The organism is Micromonospora sp. NPDC005324 (assembly GCF_040607155.1).
Classification (GTDB): domain Bacteria; phylum Actinomycetota; class Actinomycetes; order Mycobacteriales; family Micromonosporaceae; genus Micromonospora; species Micromonospora trifolii.
The window spans coordinates 22,638-41,570 of sequence record NZ_JBEXGE010000043.1 but is presented as its reverse complement, the minus strand read 5'-3'; the positions used below and the strand labels follow the sequence as shown (position 1 = coordinate 41,570).

General features: G+C 67.1%; 16 protein-coding genes and 1 pseudogene. 9 read left to right on the top strand and 8 right to left on the bottom strand.

Annotated elements, in window-relative coordinates; all coding sequences use genetic code 11:
- The first annotated feature begins 296 nt into the window (after positions 1-296).
- Positions 297-1,151 (top strand): aminoglycoside phosphotransferase family protein, encoded by an 855-nt coding sequence (locus ABZS40_RS31130; protein WP_354947479.1) that lies wholly within the window; start codon positions 297-299, stop codon positions 1,149-1,151.
- A gap of 6 nt (positions 1,152-1,157) precedes the next feature.
- Here ABZS40_RS31130 and ABZS40_RS31125 read toward each other — a convergent pair whose 3' ends face one another.
- A complete protein-coding gene (locus ABZS40_RS31125) occupies positions 1,158-2,039 on the bottom strand; it encodes an aminoglycoside phosphotransferase family protein (protein WP_354947477.1) in 882 nt (293 codons plus the stop codon).
- Positions 2,036-3,088 carry a hypothetical protein gene (locus ABZS40_RS31120; protein ID WP_354947475.1) on the bottom strand — a complete coding sequence of 351 codons (1,053 nt, stop codon included), beginning with the start codon at positions 3,086-3,088 and terminating at the stop codon, positions 2,036-2,038. The genes ABZS40_RS31125 and ABZS40_RS31120 overlap by 4 nt, the downstream gene beginning before the upstream one ends.
- Positions 3,089-3,638: 550 nt before the next feature.
- On the opposite strand from ABZS40_RS31120, the gene ABZS40_RS31115 reads away from it, so the two are divergent.
- Genes ABZS40_RS31115 through ABZS40_RS31100 form a run of 4 tightly spaced genes read left to right on the top strand, consistent with a single transcriptional unit; the run spans position 3,639 to position 7,428 of the window.
- On the top strand, positions 3,639-5,045 hold the full coding sequence (locus ABZS40_RS31115; RefSeq protein ID WP_354947473.1) for an APC family permease: 1,407 nt from the start codon (positions 3,639-3,641) through the stop codon (positions 5,043-5,045).
- The gene (locus ABZS40_RS31110; RefSeq protein WP_354947472.1) at positions 5,042-6,055 is read left to right on the top strand and encodes an acetamidase/formamidase family protein; all 1,014 of its coding nucleotides are present in this window, start codon (positions 5,042-5,044) and stop codon (positions 6,053-6,055) included. Before ABZS40_RS31115 ends, ABZS40_RS31110 begins: the two co-directional genes overlap by 4 nt.
- Positions 6,056-6,064: 9 nt before the next feature.
- Positions 6,065-6,751 carry a GPP34 family phosphoprotein gene (locus ABZS40_RS31105; RefSeq protein ID WP_354947470.1) on the top strand — a complete coding sequence of 229 codons (687 nt, stop codon included), beginning with the start codon at positions 6,065-6,067 and terminating at the stop codon, positions 6,749-6,751.
- Between the two features lie 26 nt (positions 6,752-6,777).
- Positions 6,778-7,428, top strand: a complete 651-nt coding sequence (locus tag ABZS40_RS31100) for a GNAT family N-acetyltransferase (RefSeq protein ID WP_354947468.1) — start codon at positions 6,778-6,780, stop codon at positions 7,426-7,428.
- Between the two features lie 810 nt (positions 7,429-8,238).
- Here ABZS40_RS31100 and ABZS40_RS31095 read toward each other — a convergent pair.
- Positions 8,239-9,369 (bottom strand): HigA family addiction module antitoxin, encoded by a 1,131-nt coding sequence (locus ABZS40_RS31095; protein ID WP_354947466.1) that lies wholly within the window; start codon positions 9,367-9,369, stop codon positions 8,239-8,241.
- Between the two features lie 8 nt (positions 9,370-9,377).
- A complete protein-coding gene (locus ABZS40_RS31090; protein ID WP_354947464.1) occupies positions 9,378-9,725 on the bottom strand; it encodes a hypothetical protein in 348 nt (115 codons plus the stop codon).
- A 166-nt stretch (positions 9,726-9,891) separates the two neighbouring features.
- Between ABZS40_RS31090 and ABZS40_RS31085 the strand changes: the two genes are divergently transcribed.
- The 4 genes from ABZS40_RS31085 to ABZS40_RS31070 are packed head-to-tail and all read left to right on the top strand — an operon-like array spanning position 9,892 to position 12,738.
- Positions 9,892-10,350, top strand: coding sequence for a hypothetical protein (locus tag ABZS40_RS31085; protein ID WP_354947463.1), 459 nt, complete (start codon positions 9,892-9,894; stop codon positions 10,348-10,350).
- Entirely contained in the window at positions 10,347-10,838 is a 492-nt protein-coding gene (locus ABZS40_RS31080) for a hypothetical protein (protein WP_354947461.1), read from the top strand. The genes ABZS40_RS31085 and ABZS40_RS31080 overlap by 4 nt, the downstream gene beginning before the upstream one ends.
- Positions 10,835-11,398 carry a hypothetical protein gene (locus ABZS40_RS31075; protein ID WP_354947459.1) on the top strand — a complete coding sequence of 188 codons (564 nt, stop codon included), beginning with the start codon at positions 10,835-10,837 and terminating at the stop codon, positions 11,396-11,398. The genes ABZS40_RS31080 and ABZS40_RS31075 overlap by 4 nt, the downstream gene beginning before the upstream one ends.
- On the top strand, positions 11,395-12,738 hold the full coding sequence (locus ABZS40_RS31070) for a hypothetical protein (protein ID WP_354947457.1): 1,344 nt from the start codon (positions 11,395-11,397) through the stop codon (positions 12,736-12,738). Before ABZS40_RS31075 ends, ABZS40_RS31070 begins: the two co-directional genes overlap by 4 nt.
- Before the next feature lie 255 nt (positions 12,739-12,993).
- On the opposite strand, the pseudogene ABZS40_RS31065 reads toward ABZS40_RS31070, so the two are convergent.
- The 4 genes and pseudogenes from ABZS40_RS31065 to ABZS40_RS31050 all read right to left on the bottom strand — a co-directional run.
- Positions 12,994-13,458 (bottom strand): annotated as a pseudogene (locus ABZS40_RS31065) (FAD-dependent oxidoreductase); the annotation flags it as partial.
- Between the two features lie 60 nt (positions 13,459-13,518).
- Positions 13,519-16,422, bottom strand: coding sequence for a Z1 domain-containing protein (locus tag ABZS40_RS31060; protein ID WP_354947455.1), 2,904 nt, complete (start codon positions 16,420-16,422; stop codon positions 13,519-13,521).
- Entirely contained in the window at positions 16,419-17,183 is a 765-nt protein-coding gene (locus tag ABZS40_RS31055) for a PD-(D/E)XK motif protein (protein WP_354947453.1), read from the bottom strand. Before ABZS40_RS31055 ends, ABZS40_RS31060 begins: the two co-directional genes overlap by 4 nt.
- 221 nt (positions 17,184-17,404) lie before the next feature.
- Complete coding sequence (locus tag ABZS40_RS31050) at positions 17,405-18,919, bottom strand: ATP-binding protein (RefSeq protein WP_354947451.1); 1,515 nt, start codon at positions 18,917-18,919, stop codon at positions 17,405-17,407.
- Positions 18,920-18,933: the final 14 nt, after the last annotated feature.

Sequence of the window (18,933 nt, the reverse complement as noted above, 5' to 3'; positions counted from 1 at the left end):
TTCGGCGCTGGCCTACGATCCACTGTGCGGGGTCCCGCGCTGACCACTGCCGCCTCGCTGCGTCACCGCGATCGGCTAGCAGAAGGGTCCCAAGATCTGGGCTGACCACGTCAGCTCTCGATGGGGGTCCAGGATGTACCCCCCCTGCGGATGTCGCCGGAAAGGTCGACGTCCGGCATGGGGCGATCTTGCCGATGGTGTTCACGACGTGCCCCACATAACCTGGTCCCATGGAAGCTCAAGATCATCCTTCCTCATCCCGACGAGGGCTGAGTGGGGACCAGGCTCTCGATCTCGTGACCAAGGTCGTCGCCGAGGCTGGTCACTGCACTGACGGGATTGCGCTGCTACGACCGCCCGCCGACAACGCCATGGTGGCTATCCCACAACTGGGCCTCGTAGCACGAGTGGGTATTGACATCATTTTCCGCGATCGGTTAGCCAATGAGCTGCACGTTGCGGAATGGCTGACAGCACGGGGCGTACCCTCTATTCAGGCCGTGAAGCTCCCGGGCTTGGTTCAGCTAGAAGTCATAGATGGTCGGGTTTTTACATGGTGGCGCTATCTTCCACGGCATGGCACGGCCACGGCAGGCGACCTCGGCAGGGCTTTGAGGCAGTTGCATGAGCAAGGTCCTCCGTGGCCACGACTGCCGGCCCTCGATCCTTGGTCTCGGGTCGCATCGCAAATTCGAGCCGCGAACCTGCCGCCTGAGGACAGGTTCGGCCTTGAGCGACACTGGCGTGATCTCGCCGATCGATGGGAGCGGTCCGATTGGCCTCATCGAGCTTCTGCGGTGATCCACGGAGACGCCCACCGAGGTAACGTCTTAATGTCGGGGGGAGTTGGATACCTCCTCGACTTCGAAGACACCCGCCTCGGCCCGCGCGAGTGGGACGTTGCCTATGTGGTCGCTTCCAAGCGGGTGGGATGGCTTTCCCCGGTTGAGGTGTCGAATTTCTGGCGGGAATACGGGATGGATCCGCAGCAAGGTGGCGGGCTGGATCTTCTCGTGGACATCGCGCAATTTCGTCGAACCTGCTGGCTGGCCTCGAGGCTTCCGTTCGAGCCTGATCTGATCCGGCACGTCCAGCACCGGATAGCCACTCTGCTCGATCCTCGCCTCCCTCGCCGCTGGCTGCCCGGGTAGGTGTGGCTACGTGCTCGGGGTCCACCGCCATGGGCGCCCGCCGTGCAGCCCTCGCAGACAATCGATCCGGTACAACGCCTCGCGGGTCAGAGGCGAGTCCTGGCCAGCGCGTTGCAGCAAGAAAGTTGCCATGCGTAGCTCTCGCGTGTTACGCATGAGCGCGAAGCCGGGCCAGTGCGTGACGTCACTTCCGTAAACGGCGATGAACTGCCGGTACTCCTCATGCTTGATCCAGGCAAAAGATTCTAGCTTGATGGCCGTTGATACCAGGTCCCACTCGGGTGGCCCTATTGAACAGCGCTCCAGGTCCAGCAGCACCGCCGTCCCGTCAGCATGGACCGCCACGTTTCCAACCCAGGCATCTCCGTGGATCAAACATTTCGGAAGCCCGTCCGGCAGCCGTTTCCATTCGACGCGCAGACTATCGATGCGCCGCAGGATCCATTCACGTCGAACACGATCGATGACCTCGCTTTCGCAGACGCGCTCGGGCAGCCGAACAAGCGGATCGAGTTCGGGCAACCCTAGGTCCTTCGGCGGGTCGAGGTCGTGGAGCTGGCGGAGGAGACGCGCCACATCTACCACATGACCCGCTTGATGGGATGGAAGCCGCCGCCAAAAGACCACCGGTATATCAGCAACAACGACTGGCTGAGGGCTGATATCACAGAGCGAGACACTTGGAACCCCGGCTGCTCGCAGCCATTGCGCCACCCTCACCTGACGAGATGACTGCTCGATGGACCCCGGCCTGCCGACTTTCGCAATCGTCTCGGAATCCACCGCCCATACGGCGTTCTCCCCTTCACGAATCAGCTCGAGTTCGCTCATGCCGAGCCCGACCCGCTGGCACGCGGCACGAACAGCGTCGTGGGATGCGATGCTCACGCGTAATTCGTCTCGAAGATCGCTTCGCAAAGTTCTGCGACTGGGGGTGCTCCGCGGCGGCTCACCGAGACACGGACGAGCTCTCTGAGTCCCTCGGCCACACGAGCCGACTTCAGCCCGTCGATGTCGCGGATCGTCCTGATCCCAAGCGCAGCAGCCTCCGCGAGCTCGCCGGAGAGCATCAGGAGCGAAGCAAGCTTGACTGCGGACTGGACTGTAGAACGAGCATAGGCGTCGCCATGCCCCTCAACTGCCGCTCGCAGGCGCTGGACCGCTTCCTGCATAGCATGACCGCTAGTAGCGATACCGAAGAGTGCGTGACCGGTGTCGCCGAGATGCTGGGCCTGGTCGTAGTACGTCATCCACGGACGCTCCGGCTCCGAGCCGATGTGATCGAAGGCCTCGTCGGCTGCGGCAACCGCAGCCACCGTCTCCGCGCGCAAGCCCATCCTTGCCAGCGCTCTCGCCCTGCCGGTGTGCAGCATCGCTCTTTCTGCTGGAGTTAGGCCTCGAAAGTGAAGAGCCGTGTCGAGCAAGCGGAGACCGTCAGTCGGTGATCCGCACCAGATGGCCTGCCGAGCCTTGTGGGACAGCAGCTTCACTTGAAGATTGACGTTACCGGCTGTGACCGCACACTCTGACGAGAACTCGAAGATCTTTTGGGCTCGGGTCTGGTTGTCTGCATCGAAGTTCATGAAGCCGGTTACGGCGCCAAGGCGGGCGACGGCGGAATAGAGATCGGATGCTAGGCCGTCAGCGCGACGTTGACGCAGCAGGCTGGCGCCCCACCGTAGATGCGCCTCCGCGGCCCGTCTGGCGATGCCGCCACCGTGGGCGAAATCCCAGGACGTCAGCAGTGAGGAGAGGCTGTTGATCTGATCGACCTCTTCGAGAGTGACCACCTCGGGAAGACCATCGGCGAACACCCGAGGAGTGTCGTCGACCTGTGGATGACTTGAAGCCGGTGACCCGTCGTAGGCGAGACCCATCATGTGCCTTGGGATGCCAAGGCCTTCCGCAATCCGCTCGAGTACCTCGTACGCGGTCACCTGTTGGGTTCCGTTGGAGATCGCACGGACCCTGGTTTCGGCGAGCCCTGTGCACCCTGCGAGGTGTGATCGGGAGTAGCCCTGGGAGCGCAGGAACCGGAAGAGCAGCGAGATGTCATGGTTCCGGAGAGCGGACGCGATCGGGCGACCTTCGAAGGTGGCCTGTCGCCACCAGCTCTCGTCATGCCGTCGCGAGACAGCCACGACTTACCTCCCCAGCGTTCCGTCCTTGCTACGTAGCGTACGCGTAGATCGACAGACGAAGGTTCCCCGATCATTGCAGCGCTGATCACGGGCGTCTGTCCGTCAACGACAGACACATACCACCTGGCTCGCCTGAGGGTCCAGCATGAACCCTCACCGAGGGCTGATGCGCCAGCAGGAGCGCTGTGAATGTATGCGGATGCACACGCCAGAACTCATCCGCCTGGCGTCTGACGATGTGCCCCGATACCCGCAGGCGATAGATCGCGGCTGAGCAGAGGTCGATCGACCTTGCCTGCGGCCAGATTTACCTGACCTCTCTACACCCCATCCCGGAGGCGCTCTGATGTACGAACAGAATGACCTAGCGCGATACGGCTACCGGCAGGAGTTGGCTCGCAGGCTTCGCTTCCGTGACCTGGTCGCGTACGGGCTGGTGTACATGGTGCCGATCGCGCCGATGGCGATCTTCGGCAGCGTGTACGCCGGCTCCGGCGGGATGGTGGCCCTGGCGTACGCGGTCGGTGTGGTGGCGCTGGTGTTCACCGCGTTCTCCTACGCGCAGATGGTCAAGGCGTTCCCCATGTCGGGTAGCGTCTACAACTATGCAGGTCGGGGCATCAGCCCGCCGGTGGGTTTCCTCGCCGGCTGGGTGATCCTCCTCGACTACGTGCTCGTCCCGGGATTGCTGTACCTGGTGGCGTCGATGGCGATGCACGCCACGGTGCCGTCGGTGCCGGTGTGGCTGTGGCTACTCGGGTTCGTCGCGGCCAACACGATCGTCAACTCCGTCGGAATCCGCATGACCGCAGTGGTCACCCGGGTAATGCTCGTCGGCGAGCTGATCGTCCTGGCGATCTTCCTGGCCATCGCCGGTTGGGCCCTCGCGACGGGCAAGGGCCGGTTCAGCTGGGACGCGTTCTACAACTCCGACACGTTCACCTGGTCCCTCGTCGCGGGGGCGGTGTCGATCGCGGTGCTGTCCTTCCTCGGCTTCGACGGCATCAGCATGCTGGCCGAGGAGACCAAGGGCGGCTCCCGGCAGATCGGCCGCGCCATGGCTGCCGTTCTGATCCTGGCCGGGGTGCTGTTCATCGTCCAGACGTGGCTGGCCGCGATGCTCGTGCCCGACCCGGACGGTCTCCTGGCGAACGGTGACCCGAACGGCACCGCCTTTTACGACGCCGCCGCCGTGGCCGGCGGAGGCTGGCTGGCCACGCTGTGCGCGGTCGCGACCGCCATCGCCTGGGGCCTGCCGAACTCGATGGTCGCGCAGGTCGCCACGTCCCGACTGCTGTACGCGATGGCCCGCGACCGGCAACTCCCGGCGTTCCTGGCGAAGGTATCGATCCGCCGCAACGTGCCGATCAACGCCACTTTGCTTACCGGCGCTGTGTCCCTCGCCCTCGGCCTGTACATGGCGACCCGGGCGGATGGGATCACGCTGCTGTCGTCGCTGATCAATTTCGGGGCGATGGTCGCGTTCCTGGTCTTGCACGTCTCCGTGGTCGTGCATCACCTGATCCGCCGACGCAGCGGCAACTGGTGGGCGCACCTGGTCATGCCGGCGGTGGGGTTCGCGATCCTCGCCTTCGTCGTAGTTAACGCGAACATCGCCGCGCAGCGCCTCGGCCTGGCTTGGCTCGCCCTCGGGTTTCTGGTGCTCGCTGGCCTGTACCTGTCCGGCCGCCGGCCGGTGCTGTCGGGTCTGTCGCCCGCGCAGGCGCAGCCGCGTGACGTGGAGCGGGTGTGACCGGCGTGGATACGATCACCTACCGTCCCGCCCGCGACGAGTTGGCCTACACCTTCGGTGGCCGGATGCCGGTGGCCCACGTCCGCTCCGACGACGTGCTGCAGGTGTTCACCGAGGACTGCTTCGGCGGACTCGTGCGCGGGCCGGCGGACCTGCCGTCGCGGGTGTGCAGGATGCCTTATCTCAACCCGGTGTCCGGGCCGTTCTTCGTCGAGGACGCCGAACCCGGCGACACCGTCGCCATCCACCTCGCCTCGATCACGCCTGCCCGCGACTGGGGTGTGTCGTCGACGTTCCCGCACTTCGGGGCGCTGACGTCCACCTCGCACACCGCCACCCTGCAGCCGCCGCTGCAGGAGCGGGTCTGGGTGTATGCCATCGACCGGCAGGCCGGCACGGTCCGCTTCCACGCCACCGGCAGCGACCACAGCGTCGACCTGCCCCTGGATCCGATGATCGGCACGATCGGTGTGGCTCCCGGCGGGTTCGAGAGCCGCTCGACGATCGTCCCGGACAGCCATGGCGGGAACCTCGACACCCCTGAGCTGCGTGCCGGTGCCACCCTGTACCTGGGGGTGAACGTTCATGGGGCGATGCTGGCCCTGGGTGACGGGCACGCCCGCCAGGGTGAGGGCGAGGCCTGCGGGGTCGGGGTGGAGATCGCTACGACCACCACCCTGATCATCGAGGTCATCAAGGGCGCCCCGACCGTGTGGCCCCGGGTGGAGACCGATCGGGAGATCATGTCGGTTGGCTGTGCCCGGCCGTTGGAGGACGCCTACCGGATCGCGCAGCGTGACCTGGTCGGCTGGACGAGTGGGCTCACCGGTCTGGAGGAGTTGGACGCCTACCAGTTGGTCTCGCAGGCCGGGCGGGCGCCCATCGGCAACGTGTGCGACCCGAACTACACGGTCCTCGCCGCCGTCGACAAGACGCTGCTGCCGGACCCGAGCGCCGCGTATGGCGGGGTGCACGCCCGGCTGCGGCAGCGCGCGGCCGGGTTGCGATAGGAGCCGGCGATGACCGCTTCGGTTCCGCAACTGCCGCTGCGCGACGAGTTGTTCCTGCTCGGCCACAACGACGACACCGGCCAACCCCACCTGCACCGTCAAGCCCTGGCCCTCGGGATGGCCGGCGCGGTCCTTATCGACCTGTTCCTCGCCGGGCGGATCACCCTCGACACCACCGATGACGACGCCCGCCCGGCCGGGCAGGAGCGGCTGTGGCTGCACCTGGACCGGCCCGTCGCCGACCTGATCGCCGACACCGCCATCGCCTCTGTCCGCTACGCCAACCCTGCCCCGTCGCTGCGGGGATGGCTGACCTGGTTCGCCGACGACCTCTACGAACGCACCCGCGCCGGCCTGCACGCCGGCGGCATCCTGCGCCACACCAGCCGCCGCCGACTCGGCGGTCTCGCCCGCGCCGACCGCTACCTCGCCACCGACACCAAGTGGGCGGTCGTCGCTCGGGCCCGGCTGCGCTACCTCGCCGTCGGCCGCGACCAGCCCGACAACCACACCGCCGCCCTCGCCGGCCTCGTCGCCGTCCTCGGCTTGACCACCCACCTCTACCTCGACGACGACACCTCCGCCCTCACCGCCCAACTCCGGGCTATCGCCGCCCAGCACCACCCGGCCGTACGTGACATCACCGCCGCTGTCGACGCCGCGGTCGGTGACCTCGCCACCGCCGCCTACCGCTGACCGCTGAAGACAAGGAGGCCGACCTGATGGACGCTAACGTGCGCATCCGCGCCGCCCGCTGGGCAGACAAAGACCCCGTCGCCGCGCTGATCGCCGCCGCTCTGCACCCCACGCCGCTCGCCGCGTGGCTCGTACCTGACCCGGCCGTACGGCGCCGGGTGCTGACCAACGTCCTTGCAATCTGGGTGGAGCACGCCATGTTCTACGGCGACAGCCACGTCACCGAGGACCTCACCGCCGCCACCGTCGGGTTCCACCGCTACCGGCCCATCCCACCACCGGCCAACTACCGGCTGCGGCTCGGCGACGCCGCCGGGACGGACGCCGACCGCTTCGACAAGCTCGACATCCTGCTGTCCGCGCTGCGGCCCACCGAGCCGCACTACCACCTGGCGTTCCTCGCCGTACACCCCAACGCCAGGCGAACCGGGCGGGCGACGGCGATGCTTACCCATCACCGCAGCCGACTCGACCGCATCGACCTGCCCTCCTGGACCGACACCACCACCGACGCCCACACCCTGTACACCCGCCACGGCTACACCCCGCGACCGTCGATCACCCTGCCCGACGGGCCGACCCTGCAGCCCATGCGCCGCAACGTCCGCCTCCGCGGCGCCATCCCGGTCAACTCCGACAGCCCGGCCGAGCACCGGGGGCAAGACCTGCATGCCTAGCCTCACCGTCGTCGACCCGATGGGGGCAATCGCGACCTGACGACGGCATCCGCGACGGATATTCACACCATGGCGGTGCCCCGCGGGATACTCGCCGGAGCTCATCGATGCCGCCGTTCAGCGCGTCGTGGACACCCGCGCCGTCAGCGCGTCGTGAACACCCGCGCCGTCAGGGCGTAGGCGGTCCGCGCCGTCAGCGCGTCGTGAACACCCGCGCCGTCAGGGCGTAGGCGGTCACTCCCGTCACGTGCGGCTCGGAGTGACCGGCGAGCGTTCCGGACCTGAGGTCACCGATCTTCTGGCACATCCAAATGATCGAGCGGGAGCCTTCACTGCAGGTGGGGTCGCTCAGGGCGTCAACTCACCCGCGCAGCCCGGGCTGACGTCAACCCGGAGGCAGGCGATCGGGTAGCCTGGTGGCCCAGGGGGCCGTTAGCTCAATGGCAGAGCTGAGGACTTTTAATCCATAGGTTCATTGCGAAGCCATCCGCCGCATTGACGTCTAGCTGGGCAAACCTCAGTTCCACCGCCCACTATGGACGAGGTGTGCTCCGTGGGTGCTCGTTGGTTCTGGCAACGGCGAAGGTCCCGCGATCTTGGGGGTCGGCGCCGTTGTCGGCCCGACGCCACTGTGGATGGGGGCGGCACGTCGCGATGCCCTGATCGGACATCAAACGATCGAGCAGAGGTGGGCGATTTGGTGGAATCGGTTCCCGCCCGGCAATGAGCGAACGACTGAGCTCGGCAGGCCATGCCAAACTAGTTGCGGCAAGGATTCGTGAGGCCCGCACCCGAATTGAGCCAAACGGGTCAGCTCATGCCTGGCGTTACGGGCAAAGAATGGACCACTTGTGCCGCTGCGGCTTCGAGGGCTCGGATGTCGTCTTCGCTAATGGTCGCGCGCAGCCTGCCGAAGGTCTTCCAATCTTGGGTGAGCTTGCCGTATCGTCCGGCAACGCTGGGTACGCCCACACCGAGCTCGGCAGCGATGAGGATGAGATCTTGCTGGCTACGAGCTCGAGCGATCCGCTCACTGGCATCGCCGGGGAAGAGTAGGCCCGAGGCGAACTCGTTGGCTTCGCTCTCTGCCGGGTCGTCGGGGTCGGTGGTTTCAAGATCGAGGTAGCTTTCCCGGCGCGGATGCAAGACGACATGCCCGACCTCGTGCAAGAGGCTGAACCAGAAGTTGTCTGGGCGTTTGTGTCGTACGGTGATGCCGATGGCTGGCCGGTCTCCGGTTATCCACCACGTGGCGGCGCAGACACGGGTGCCTCGGATCTCGCGGACGAACGTGAGCGCGACGCCGGCCTCTGCCAGTGCCGCCCGGGCGGCAATGAAGCCGTTCGGGACGGTCATCGTGGTGAGTTTTGGTAAAGCCCTAGCCGCCTTGCGAAGAAGTCGCGGGTTGAATGGCGCAACGGGCACGGCGTCGGCGGAAAGCTCCACGAGCCTCAACCACACGGCGGTGTTCGGTTCGTCGATGGTGAACGCCTGACTGCGCCGGAACGAGACGGACGGGCGCACCCAGGTCCGTTCGAACGCGGCGGGCGTGGCGACCTGGAAGAACTTGAGAAGCTTGTCCACCATCGTGGTGTCCGAGTCGGCCGGCTTGAGGATGCCGTGCCGCTCCAGGGCTGGGCGGTCGAACTTGGCGGCCCAGTCGCGGTAGGAGTCGAGTGCGGCAGCAGCCTTTTGGCGGCTCTCGTACTCCTGGTACTCGGCCTCCGCCCGGATCCAGAAGTCGGCGGGCGTGCTGAGCGCTCGCTCGAGAAGGATGGCGACGTCCGGGCTGATCCCGATCGACTTCTTGATGATCTGGTTGATGTGCTTGGCGGACAGGCCGGTGCGTTCCGCGAGCTCGGACTGGCGTAGGCCCCGCTCGTCGAGCACGTCGGCCAACAGCTCACCCGGGTGCATACACCAGTCGGGGGCGAACTCCATGGCGCCACTCATCGGGCGGCCTTCACGAGCGCGGCCACGTGGATCTCCTGGACCTCTAGGCGGACGACCTCCTGCGGGTGGTTGTGCGCGGCGTGCACCTCGCTGCCGTCCTCACGCAGACCTCGCGCGACGAGGCTCACCCGGCGGTACCTCAGGACCAGCGCCGACCGGGTCGCCGGAGAGGCCGCCAACGCGATCAGGCCGAGCGCGAGGACATCGGCCAACGTCGGCGCCGCCGTGTGCAGGACCTGCAGCAACGTCATGACCTCGCGGGTTGCGTCCCGCCAGGTCTCCACGAGTAGAGCGTGGACGCAGAGGGCCTGCGAGAGGTCGGGGTCGGCCACCGTCAGATGCACCGCCTGAATATATCCCGCGGCCGGTGACTAGCGCGGGTCGGACGCACCCTTGAATCCTGGCATAAATCTTTACCTTGTGCGCGACTTTCATCTCCAGTATCCTCGCTTCCAGACGAGTCGGGCTTTACCGACTCGACCATATCCGCACAGTCAGTAAGGAGTTGCCATGCGTGTTCACGTGTACGCCGCCGGTGCCGGAGCTGCTCAGACCCAGGAGGTCAAGCCGGACCTCCGCCTCAGCAACCTTCTCGGTCTGGAGGAGAACGAGAAGGTGTTCCTGGTCGATGACGAGTCCGAGCTGGACGTGACGGCGACCGTCGAGGGCGCCCTGGCGGGCCGGCCGGGGCACCTGGCCAAGACGACCTGCCGCGAGATCGCGGTGACCGTCGGCTACGCCGGAGTCGACAAGGTGGTAAAGGTCCACCCCTCCACCCGGCTGCGCCGCGTCCGCAAGCGGGCCATCGAGGTGTTGCAGGTCAGCGCGGCCGACGCCGCCGACCTGGTGCTGCGGGTCCCGGGCGGCACCGAGGACCTCGACCTGAACGCGCCGGTCACCACGATCGTCCCGAAGCGAACCTGCAGCGCCACGGTCGACCTGGTCCACACGGTCCGGCCGCAGGGATGACGGCAGCGCTCAAGCCCGGCGTCGACCCGAACCTGCGACGTCTGCGCCGGCACCTGCAGGCCGCCGACATCGAGGCCGGTGTCGACGCCGGATCCTGGCGCGTCGTCGACCTCACCTGGCCGTTCCTGACGGTGGCCATCACGGTCGGCGAGGACGCGGAGCTGGGCATGCGGCTCGACGTCCAGGACTACCCGCTCCAGGCGCCCGCGGGGCAGCCCTGGAACATCGACACGGACACGCCGCTTCCCATGGCCGAGTGGCCGGTCTCCGGCCGCAACCCGGAGATCTTTCGCCCGGAGTGGTCGCCCACGAACAACAACGCGCCGTACCTGGCTTGCGACCGAGCTGGGATCACGAGTCACTCGAACTGGGCCACCGAGCGCCCGGAGCGGTCCTGGGACGCGACCCGCACGATCGGCTTTTACCTGCGCGAGCTGCACCGGGAGCTGGCCTGCGCGACGACGCCCCAGGACGGAGTTGGCAGGTGACCGGCCGTCTGACGATCGAACCTGGCACGTTCGACGTCCTGCTCGCCGGGCTCGCCGAGCGGGGGCAGGGGCACCGCGAGAGCGGCGCGTTCCTGCTCACCGACCGGGCCCACCCGGACAACGAGCTGCCCCAGCCGGTCACCGCGATCGCGTTCTACGACGATCTCGATCCGGACTGCCTCACCGGCCGGATCGACTTCCACGCCGCCGGCTACACCGCGCTGCAGGACCTCTGCCGCCGAGACGGGCTACGCGTGGTCGGCGACATCCACACCCACCCGGCCCACCGCGTTCAGCAGAGCGGAATCGACGCCGCGCACCCCATGGTCGCCCGGGACGGCCACGTCGCGCTGATCGCTCCGCACTTCGCAGCCGATGTCACCGACGTGTCCCAGCTCGGGGTCCACCTGCGGGTGAGCGGCAACTGGGTCTCCTTCTACGCAGAACAAGCCGCCGAGCTCCTGCTCGTGCCCGAATGGCGCCTGGCCGCTGAACGCACACCGTGGTGGCGCCGGCTGCTGTCCCGCTTCCGCCGTCGGCAACTTCAGGAGACACCATGACCATCTCGATCACCGACACCTTCAACCGCACCGCCCTGCTGGCAGTGCACGAGGGAACCCGGGCGACCGTCGACGCCGTGCTCGACGCGCACGCCACCACGGGAATGGTCATCGTCGCGGACAGCGTGGCCGCAGACATTCGCGGCCAGGCCGCGCTGTGCACGGCCGTCGCGACGGCGGTCCGCGCGTTCGGCCAGGTCATCGTGATCACCGACGGCAATGCGCCACTGACCGCGGGGCCTCACCGAGGGCACACCACCGTGCAGATGATCGACTGGGAAGGCGCCCGGTACGCCGATGACCTGACCGACGTGCCGACGGCCTGGCCGGTCCTCTATCTCGGCGACGCTACGCTGCCGGCAGGCGACGGCGGCGCCCGGCTCCGGGCCAGATGGAGCGGCTGGACCGCTCACGTCCACCCGGCCGACACGGGGACTGACCACGCCGTCGAGGGGACCGTGCTGGCCGCGATCGCCGCCGGGGCCCTCGGTGTGCACGAGGCCTTCGGCGCGCTCCGCAACCGCCCGGGCAGCGACGCCGGCTGGCGCACCATCACCGTCAACCTCTGGCAGCCGGGGACCAGCGCCGACGGGCCCGAGATGACCCACGCACCGGCAGCCTGGTGGATCGTCGGCCTCGGTCACGTCGGCCAGGCCTACGCCTGGGTGATGTCCTGGCTCACCTACCTCGACCCGTCCCGGGTCGAGGTGGTCCTGCAGGACACCCAGCGCGTCGTGGACGCCAACCACAGCACCGGGCTCCTCACCCCAGTAAAGCCGGAGCCGGTCCGCAAGACCCGTCTGGCCGCGGCAGTCCTCGAGCGGGCCGGTTACGACGTCGTCGTCCTCGACCGACGGCTCGATCACACCAGCCGTGTGCTGGCCGAGGACCACCATGTCGCGCTGCTCGGCGTCGACAGCCTCGACCCTCGCAGGCTCATCTCCGGAGTCGGCTGGAAGCTCGCCATCGACGCCGGACTCGGCGTCGGACCGGCCGACTTCAACGCCCTGCTCCTGCGCCGATTCCCCGCTCAGGTCCCCAGCGACCAGGTCCGCGGCTGGAAGGAGGGCGTTTCGCAGCCTCGACGCGCTCCCACGGCCGCCCTCGCCGCCCTTGAGCGCCACGATCCCTGCGGATCCGTCCAACTTGCGAGGACCGCCGTCGGCGCCGCGTTCGTCGGCGTCATCACCGCATGCCTCGGAGCCGCCCAAGGCGCCCGCGCCGCCCTGTCCGGAGACGGCTTCGACGTGATCAACCTGCACCTGCAAACCAACGACGTCGATCTCGCACCGGCAACCCGCGAGGTCGATGTGATCGCGGCTCGCCTCTGCACCCTGTAGCCACCGACCCACCGGGCAGTGGCTGTTCATGAGCAACGGCGACCGGCAGACCTTCGAACGGACTGGGCTCCACCGCCGGCACCGCCTGGCGCTGCGCGAGATCTCGGGGGACATCCACGTCGGGCTACCCGACGGCATGGTGGCCGAGCAGGGGCCGGGCCTCAAGCAAGATCCCGGACTCCGGTGCCGCTACGGTGGGTCATCGGCGAGGATGCTGATAGCACGGTGTGTGGCTGCTCACACTGGCGGCCGTCATCACCGGGAACCCGGTCGGCTGCCGGGGCTGACCGGCGTCCGGCTAGCTCTGGGACAGCGACGGGTAAGGGAGTCAGGACAGGGTGCGACGTAGCGCTCGGCGTCGAGGGCGTCGGTGCAGCCGGTGCCGGCGGCGGTGATTGCTTGGCGGTAGGTGTGATCGACGAGGTCTCCGGCGGCGAAGACTCCGGGCAGTTCGGTGCGGGTGCTGGGGGCCCGGACGGTGACGTAGCCGTCGGGGTCGAGGTCGGCCTGGCCACGGAAGAGTTCGCTGCGAGGGTCGTGCCCGATGGCGACGAACACTCAATTGTCGTCGAGGACCCGCTCGTCGCCGGTGTGGGCATCTCGGACGCGCACGCCGACGACGACACCCGTCGCGGCCGAGGATCTCCTCGACCGCGGTATCCACTCGACGGTGATCTTGTCGTTGGTCAAGGTGCGGTCGGTCATGATGCGACTGTCGCGTCCGACCTCACCTCGTGGGTGTCCGCAACGGTGGCCCCGCCGAGAGCGTCTCAGTAGATCTCATGGCGCATCTACAACCAACGCGTACGGGTTCGTCTTGTCCACCGTCACCCATTGCATCAACTTGCCACCGGCCGGCACCGTGGTGAAGGGAGTTACCAGGTGGAACCCGATCGTTATCTTTTCGCCTTCGATGGCTTGGCCCTCGCTCCCGGAGAGGGTGCTCTTCTCGACAGTCGGGTAGAGGATGATCGCGCCGGTGGCTCCGCCCCTGAGAGCGTCGGCCTCGGAGTCCGGGATCGGCGTCTCGACACCGGCGATCCTCATAGCTGCGTTGCGGTGTCGTTCTTCGCTGAAGACTCGGAACGAAGCACCGGACGAGGTGCGTTGGCGTTCGAAGACGCTGAAAGGGCCTTGCCCGGCGACGACGCGCCGAGTGGTGGACCTCGTCTGCTGGGGCAGGAGTACGACCCACCGCGCGAGTTGGTCGGGGCGCAGTTGGCGTAGCCACGCGAGTTCGGGTTGAAAGGTGTCGTCGGCCAGCCACTTGAGGTTGCCGAGCACGGTCAGGAGCGCCGCGTGACTGATGAATGCCGCCCCCGCCTCGTAGGTGGTCTTGGCGCCCGGCACTGCGAATCTGACGGTCCGTTGGGTTGCGGCAGCGAGCAGCGGTCTCCACTGTTCGAGGTTGTGCTTCATCTTCGCCGCGGACGACGGGAAGGCCACGGGTTCCATGGCCTTGCCTGGTGAGCTCTTCATGACGAGCTTGGCGTTCCACATCTTGTTGCGACCTGTGGGTCGTAGGTCCGGGCGGTGTTGGGCGATCAGGGGTGGGATCTGTCGAGGGGTCAGCTGCGGCGTACCGTCAGCGGGGTCCGCGTACTGGCGCAGTTCTCGCCTGAGGAAGTCCTCGTCGCGGCAGGCGGCCTCGAACATGTCGTGCAGGTCCGGGGTGGTGTAAAGGCGGACCAGGTCTCGGTAGCCGGGACGAAAGCCGAACCAGCGGCCCATCTGCATGAGGGTGTCGACCTGAGCTGTGGCGCGCCGGTAATAGGTGACGGTGAGCCCTTCGACAGTGAAACCGCGAGCTAGCTTGTTGCCACCGACGAGGATGCGCCAGATCTCCCGCTGGTCAAAGTCAAGGCTCTCCTGCTGCCTCTCAAGGTCAGTGTCGCTGTTCACAACGATGACCGGGCTTCCATTGCGGTCGGCGGGGCTCATGAGTCTCAGCGCCTCGCCGATGTCGTCGCGTAGGTCGTCGAAGTTGCCCGGTGTGAGCAGCGTGGGTGCCTGCGCGCGGGACACCGGCAGCACGTCGTCGTGGTAGAGGTCACGGAGCCGGGTTAGGCCGTTGGGCCGGTAGTAGCCGCCGGTGTTCCACAGCTGCCCGATGAGCTCGGCGGTCTGTCGGTGGGAGTCTTTGCCCATGGCCTCGTGAACGAGCATGGTGTGGTGCCGGTAGGACGTACCGTGCCGTTGTCGATACAACTTGAGGGCACCGGTGAGGACGAACATGTCCACGGCGCGACGCAGTTCGCCGTCGTCGGGTTCGTCGTGGAGGTACCGGACGTGGGCCCGTTCCTTCGACGTTTCGAGGGGACGCTGTTCGAGGGGTAGTTCGGCGTCGAAGTCGTGGAAGTCCTCTGCGCCCATGTAGCCGGCGGGTCGCGGCAGGGAGATGAGGAAGTCGCGGGGGAAGATGTCCTCGACGTCGGAGGGGTCGATGAACACGTTGGCGTACGGGGTGGCGGTGTAGCCGACGTACTGGGCGCGGGGCATCATTCGCAGCAGTTGCCCGATGAGCCGGTTGATCGCGGTGCGCTTCTTGCTGTCCTCCTTCCACTTCTTCGGGCTGACGGTGTTGACCGACGCCTGGTCAGACTCGTCGTCGATGATGAGGACGGGCACCTCGCCGAGACGCTCACTGATGCGACCCAGGTCCGCCACCAGAGCTTCGAGAACTGAGGCGTTCTTCTTGGCGACAACGAGACGGGCGTCGCTGGTGTGAAGATTCGCTGGGTCAAAAAACTTCCGGTTACGCTCGCGTCCCCTGAACTCGAGGGCGGAGAACCCCATCTTGAGCCGCCTGTAGTCGCCGGCGTGGTTGCTCAGGCGGTGGATGTCGGGGTATCCGGCGTCTGAGGGCCGTCCTCCGTGGCGGACGAAGCGGTCGCCCTTCCAGTCGGGGTCGTTCTGGTACTCGTGGGCCTTCTGGTCGTGGGAGGAGATCTCCCGTTCGATGTTCTCCCGACCGCACAGTTCGATGTCGAGACGCCGCTGGGTCTGTGCGCGCAGCATGTTCGTGGTGCCCGTGAGGACGATAACGAGTCGGTAGCCGGCGTCAACGGCCTTGGCCACGACGCCGGTGAAGTTGGCTGTCTTGCCGCTCTGGACGTATCCAACGACCAAACCCTTGGCCTGGTACGCAACGGGTCGAGTTGGGTCGGACAGACGCCGGACGACCTCCTCGGTGGCCCTGTCGAGGTCAGCGACGGCGTCGGGGTTGCGCCACTTGTCGAGCAGGTAACGGTGGTAGTGCGCCCAGTAGAAGGTGCGCTCGGTGCGGCGTTGCGGGGTGCGCCACTCCTCCCAGTCGTCGGCGATGACGATGACCCCGTCTGCGACGGCGTAGGGGAACAGGTCGGCGATCAGGTCCGCCGTCGGGTCGTCGACGGCGAGCGCGGCGATCACCGCCGCGCGCCGTTCGGTGGTGTTGTGGCTGGTGCCTTCTGTCCAGGGGGCGCTGCTCTGCTCGTGGTCCCACCCGGCCAGGGTGTGCGCGATCTGTTGGCGTAGGGCATCCTCGGGGCCGGCGTCGCGTAGGTGGGTCAGAAACGCGGAGCCGTCGACGATGTCGGGGGCATCAGCGCCCAGCATGGCGGCCAGGGCGTGCAGCCGCTTGGGGCCCGTGCGTTGCATGGCGGCGAGCGCCGCGCTGTATGCGGTGGTGACGATGTCGCTCATGGCAGTTCCTGTTGTCCCCTCGCGAGTGCGTCGGTCAGGATTTGCGGCGTCTCGTCGCCGCTGAGCCCGGTCAGGTCCAGCCTGTAGCGGACGTCGGTTACGCGGGTGCCGTCGACACCGGCCCGCGCCAGAAGCCTCGGCGTCAGGCGGGGAAACGCTTCGGTGACCGCGAATGCCTGAGGAGGGGTTCGTAGTCGCCAACGACGCTGGCAGGTGGCCGTGTACCGGTCACGCCAGCCCGAGGCTTGCAACAGGCCGTCAAATCCGGTGTGCCGGCTCGTGGTGGGCAGGAGGACGCGGACTTTGTTGATGAGTTCCGGAAGGGAGCAACCACCGCTGCCTGCTGCGGTGATCTGCAGGGACACCAACCAGAGCGGCCGGTCGCCGGTCGCGACCATCTGGGTCAGCGAGGAGATCCAGTGCGCTCGTCGCTCAGACGTCGTGGTCTTGACCTCGACGTCGTGCTCGTCCAGCCCGAAGTCGTGTTCCTCGGCCTGTCCACCGCGCCATGCCGTCAGCGCGGCGTCCGGTCCGACGGCGTGCACGAGGCCTGCGAGGAACAGCAGTTCTCCGACGAGTCCGGTCTCCCTCTCCTGCGACAGGACATCCTCCGTCTGCAGGAGGTGGCCCAAGCGACGCAGGGTCTCCGCGAGCGCAGCGGTCAAGGTCTGCTGGTCTAGCTGGACTCGATCGGCGACAGCGCACAGCAGCGGGTAGGCGTCAACGAACAGCCGCGGGTCGGTGACGGCGATCTCGATCATGCGTTGTCCGTCGTGGTGGACGGTGTGCGCGGTGAGGTGTTCGAGCCCGGCTGGTGGAACCTCGTGGGGCTTTGCAGGTCCGCGTAGCCCAATGCGGGAGGTGTGAGGGTCGACGAAGAGCACGATCCGCGGCGATCCGGGGATGGGATGGTCGATCGGGGCCCGGGTGCGCAGGTAGGCGTTGAAGCTGTCGGTGCTGAGGTGGCGGTCTGCTGCGCTGGTCACTGGCGGGCCTCGAAGGTCGACTTCTCCGCCTTTGCGGCCGCTGTCAGGATCTCCTGCCAGAGGTCGATGTTGTCCTTGTCGCGCGCACCGAAGTGTGAGCCCTCGAAGACGTTTCCGGCGAGAAGGAACAGCACGGCCTTCAGCACCGGTAGATCGTTGCTGCCGCCGCGGCGTCCGCCGAGCAGCGCCTGCCGGTATGACCGGTTGAGCCACAGCGTCCTGGTCTCGCGGTCGAACTCGAGGAACGCGTCTGTGTTGAACCGCTTCCACTGGATGTTGACGGGGTCCTCGTGCAACAGGGGCAGCTCGTCGCGGATCTCGCGGGCGACCCTGGGGTGGAAACCCTTGCCGGGCGGTATTGCGGCACTGCGTCGCGCGGTCCTGCGGCGGTTCGCGGTGGCCCACGCCGCCTCGGCCGCCTGGAGGTAGTCGGTGATCGTGGTTCCGTCGTCGGCCTGGGCGGTAACGACAGCGGGGGCGAAGCGGGGTCCGGCAGATACCCGAGACTTCTCGGGATTCATGACGAACATCCCCGCGGTGTCGCCGTCGATATCGATTCGGACGCGGGCGAGTTGGAGTCGGGTGTCGGGCGCGTGAATGCCCTCCCACCCTCCGGCGTGCAGGAGCCGACCCCGGCGGTAGAAGTAGAGTCCCTGGCGCGTCTCTGCCCCGCCGGGGAGTCGGTACTCGGGCGTGTTGGAGCGGCGCGACCAGATGTGGCAGTCAAGGACAACCTTCGCCCCATCGATCGGTGCCCTGAGCTGTTTCGGCCAGCCGGGCAGGGTCTCGGGGTAGGCGAAGGGGTCGATCGGCGCGACCGGGTGACGTACGCCGGCGCCGAGGTCGGCGTCCTCCACGTCGATGACGATCCGCACGCCGCGGTCGACGAGGATGCGGTGGAAGGTCAGGCCGAGATGCCCCTGCAGATGTGAGATCGTGCGACTCAGGAACTCGTCGACCTGCTCCGGGTCGTCCGTCGAGGGGAAACCATTGACGCTGTCCCACCGTACGACCGTGCCCGACGGGCCGGTTGGGAGCTGCCAGTCGCGGTCAATTTCGGCGGCGGCGAACGCCTCCGGAACAATGTCACAGTCGAAGGTCTGACGACCGGCGTCGAGCTGCCAGCGTCGTCCGACCGGTTCCGACCCGGCGGCACGCGAGAGCACGCTGAGACTGGCTGCCTGACTGAACGATGCCGCCTTCAACCCGAGGCCGAAGTGGCCGAGGTCCTCTTCCGTGTAGCGGCGTTGGCCGCCGATGGTCATCGCGTCGTCGATGCTCTCGGGTGCGATGCCGCGACCGTTGTCGACGACGTAGAGGCCGACCAGGCGGGCGTTGCGTTGGACGAACCGGACGAGGATGTCGGTCGCGCCGGCGTCGATGGAGTTGTCCACCAGGTCGGCCAGGGCGGTCTCCAGCGAGTGGTTACGACCGAGGGCGTCCAAGGCTCTTGGATCGGGTGGCAGCTCCACCGATCCCTCGGTGGGAACCTCCTGGAACCAGACGGACATCTACCGCTCCCGAT